The organism is Enterobacter sp. K16B (genome assembly GCF_020216105.1).
In the GTDB taxonomy this organism is placed as follows: domain Bacteria; phylum Pseudomonadota; class Gammaproteobacteria; order Enterobacterales; family Enterobacteriaceae; genus Enterobacter; species Enterobacter sichuanensis.
The window spans coordinates 1-2,683 of the sequence record NZ_JAIWJZ010000093.1 but is presented as its reverse complement, the minus strand read 5'-3'; the positions used below and the strand labels follow the sequence as shown (position 1 = coordinate 2,683).

The window sequence follows — 2,683 nt, the reverse complement described above, 5'->3', positions numbered from 1 at the left end:
TATTCGCTGGCGCTATGACATCCACGGCCGCACCGTGGAGAAGGATAACGGCCAGATCCGGCACTACCAGTACGATGGCGAACACCGCCTGGGGCAAGCTGCTGCGGGAGAGCGAGACGCAGGGATCAGGATATTCCCAGAACGAGCGGATGCAGGGGCAACACCTGCATTGTGAGAGAGTTGCACGACAATCTGTTCAGGTATTACGACCCGGACTGCGGACGGTTTACGCATCAGGACCCGATAGGGCTGGCGGGGGGATAAATCTTTACCAGTATGCGCCGAATGCGCTGGGGGGGATCCTATAGGTTTAACCGCTTGCAAAAATGGAAGCCCTAAACGGTCAGTGAGAAACATGTTATTTGCTGACTGGATTAAAAGAAAGGCAAAAGGTGGGAATAATACCCATGTGTATTTAGGATTTAGAATCACTGAAGAAGGCTAAATCGCGGTCATGCACGGAGCATAGAATAAGCAGTTATTCACAATAATTCCCATTTTGAAAATTCTATCAATAGCATAAGTCCTACAAGAAAGTTATACTCGGATGCTGTTTTGTGGGGTGGAAACTGGCTTAAAAACAATGGGATTAATGTAAAATGGCCGACAGACTTACAGTAGTGTCAGGAAATGAAAAGCAAAAAAAGTGGCCAAAAGAAGGCGATGTTTTTTACTTCCAGTTAAATGATGATCGATTAGGCTATGGTATGGTCGCCCTGGGTAAAATAGATGTCGGCCCATTCAAAAATGCTATAGTTATATATATATATGACTATTTTACATCTTCGCTTCAAGAAGATGCTGTATTGGCAAAAGATAATTTGCTATTGCCACCAATTATTACTGATAATTCATGTTGGAAAAACGGTTATTTCGTAACGTTTAAAACTATCGAAACGAGCGAAGTGGATATTTTACCACAGCATTATTTTAAAAATCCTGTCAGAAATAAAATATATGATCAGCATGGAGTGCCAATTGAATCGCCGACTGAGAATATACCAGTCGGTGAAGAGTCGATTCAATTCTGTAAAAGCATTATAAAATCTATAGAAAGCTTTGTTAACTAATAGGCTTGTCCGGGAAGGTATTTCTGGCCTTAGCTAACGCAATGAGAAAAATCATAAGCATACAAACAGATACTACCACTTTAGTTATTTATGATTTGATATCATTAAAGCATAGAATTAATGAAGACGTAGATTGGTGGAGTCTTCCAGAAGATGAAGTAGAAGAGGTAAATAAAGGGAATGTATTATTTCTCAATCTTGGGGATGATGGCGCCTATAAAGTCAATATTAAAAAAATTACCTAAAAACATGTTTAGAATGAGTGACGGAAAACACTTCCAGGAAGCGAACAGACAATTATATTATAAAATGAATAATGACCCATCATATAGAGCTTCCCTTGAGGAAAAATTCCCGGGAATATTTGAAAAGGTTTCGACAGGTAAGCGTGGCGCGTTCCTAAGAACAGCTCCAACAGGTTCTGGTTGGGAAACAACTTGGCATCATCATGAGCGAGTTGGTGGATTGTTACAATTGGTTGATGGGCCAGATCATAACTCAAGGCATCTGGATTATGACCCGAAAGGATATGGTGGAAGAAAAACTTGGGGGGGGTCTCGATGCAGATAATTGTGAGGGTATAATGAATACATATACATCTATAGATGAATTAATAGCAAGTCTTTCTCAGTTAGAGCCTGGTGAATGGATTTATACTAATATAAACACATGGGAAGCACGGCCTGAAGGTACTCACTTCTTTTATATTCCTTGGGATTATATCCAAAGTTTGGAGAATGACGAAATATACCTTGATGAAGAGGATCTGGAAATGCCCTTAGCAGTAGAAACTTTTTCTTTGAAAGGATGGATGTTAGTCAGTTCTTTGAACTATATTGTGAAGAATAAAAATAGTGGAGGTCATGGGAATAAATGGTTTATCGATGAAGTAAATTATTATAGGGAAAATGACACATATAGAACATGATTTTAAAAATGATGAGCAGTTCGCCTAATTAAGCAACCAATTCGAAATGCCTTGACAAAAGCCCATGCTCTGTCGTTGCTAGAATGCGGGGCGGAAAAGCTCCAGTAGCGCATGATACACAGTGGAGCGGGAAAAATAGATCTTATGTCATACACCAGAGAACCCCTATCCAACATGGAGGCGGTATTTATGATGATTGATAATCAATTAATCGTTACAACAAGATATCACCTTGACATTCTAGATCGTGCTTATCATTTTTGAGGTATAATATGCAAAGACAAGAGCTTATCGAGCTAATAAGGAAAATCCAACACAGCGAAGGGACAGAAGAAGAATCTGATAATGACATCGACCTCCTTTGTAGAAGTGTCGCAGATCCTCAGGCAGCTAATTATATTTATTATGAAGAACTTAGCGCAGAAGAAATTGCGGATAAAATTATAAGTTATAAACCACTTCAATTATAAGTAGTATTCGGGGGGCGTAATGAGTCCCCCATATTGAAAAAACCATCCCAAAGCTTGGTTTTTTTTCATTCAAAACAAATCAAACGTTAAACAATAAGTTCATTACGTCGCCATCTTTAACGATGTTATCTTTATCGATGGGACAACTTTACCGGCAATGCCCAGCCCCCGTCGCCGCGCCGCTGATCCCGCCGCTTGGAGTACGATTATCGCAA

Annotated in this window: 6 protein-coding genes and 1 pseudogene; all 7 read left to right on the top strand. The window is 40.0% G+C overall.

The window, feature by feature from the left end; all coding sequences use genetic code 11:
• Positions 1–80: 80 nt before the first annotated feature.
• Positions 81–302 (top strand): annotated as a pseudogene (locus LDK53_RS16960) (RHS repeat-associated core domain-containing protein); the annotation flags it as partial.
• A 297-nt stretch (positions 303–599) separates the two neighbouring features.
• Positions 600–1,070: an Imm26 family immunity protein gene (locus LDK53_RS16955; RefSeq protein WP_225287647.1), complete on the top strand. Its 471-nt coding sequence runs from the start codon at positions 600–602 to the stop codon at positions 1,068–1,070.
• Between the two features lie 41 nt (positions 1,071–1,111).
• Positions 1,112–1,315, top strand: coding sequence for a DUF6386 family protein (locus LDK53_RS16950; RefSeq protein WP_412174832.1), 204 nt, complete (start codon positions 1,112–1,114; stop codon positions 1,313–1,315).
• Positions 1,251–1,640: an HNH endonuclease gene (locus LDK53_RS16945; RefSeq protein ID WP_225287648.1), complete on the top strand. Its 390-nt coding sequence runs from the start codon at positions 1,251–1,253 to the stop codon at positions 1,638–1,640. Before LDK53_RS16950 ends, LDK53_RS16945 begins: the two co-directional genes overlap by 65 nt.
• Positions 1,585–1,998, top strand: a complete 414-nt coding sequence (locus tag LDK53_RS16940) for a hypothetical protein (protein ID WP_225287646.1) — start codon at positions 1,585–1,587, stop codon at positions 1,996–1,998. Before LDK53_RS16945 ends, LDK53_RS16940 begins: the two co-directional genes overlap by 56 nt.
• Before the next feature lie 83 nt (positions 1,999–2,081).
• Positions 2,082–2,198, top strand: coding sequence for a hypothetical protein (locus LDK53_RS23060; RefSeq protein WP_412174831.1), 117 nt, complete (start codon positions 2,082–2,084; stop codon positions 2,196–2,198).
• 72 nt (positions 2,199–2,270) lie between these two features.
• On the top strand, positions 2,271–2,468 hold the full coding sequence (locus tag LDK53_RS16935; RefSeq protein ID WP_225287645.1) for a hypothetical protein: 198 nt from the start codon (positions 2,271–2,273) through the stop codon (positions 2,466–2,468).
• Positions 2,469–2,683 lie beyond the last annotated feature (215 nt).

Bases quoted from the DNA above. Each gene is read 5' to 3' on its own strand.
- LDK53_RS16955 (WP_225287647.1), top strand. From the start codon at position 600: ATGGCCGACAGACTTACAGTAGTGTCAGGAAATGAAAAGCAAAAAAAG.
- LDK53_RS16950 (WP_412174832.1), top strand. From the start codon at position 1,112: ATGAGAAAAATCATAAGCATACAAACAGATACTACCACTTTAGTTATT.
- LDK53_RS16945 (WP_225287648.1), top strand. From the start codon at position 1,251: ATGTATTATTTCTCAATCTTGGGGATGATGGCGCCTATAAAGTCAATA.
- LDK53_RS16940 (WP_225287646.1), top strand. From the start codon at position 1,585: ATGACCCGAAAGGATATGGTGGAAGAAAAACTTGGGGGGGGTCTCGAT.
- LDK53_RS23060 (WP_412174831.1), top strand. From the start codon at position 2,082: ATGCGGGGCGGAAAAGCTCCAGTAGCGCATGATACACAGTGGAGCGGG.
- LDK53_RS16935 (WP_225287645.1), top strand. From the start codon at position 2,271: ATGCAAAGACAAGAGCTTATCGAGCTAATAAGGAAAATCCAACACAGC.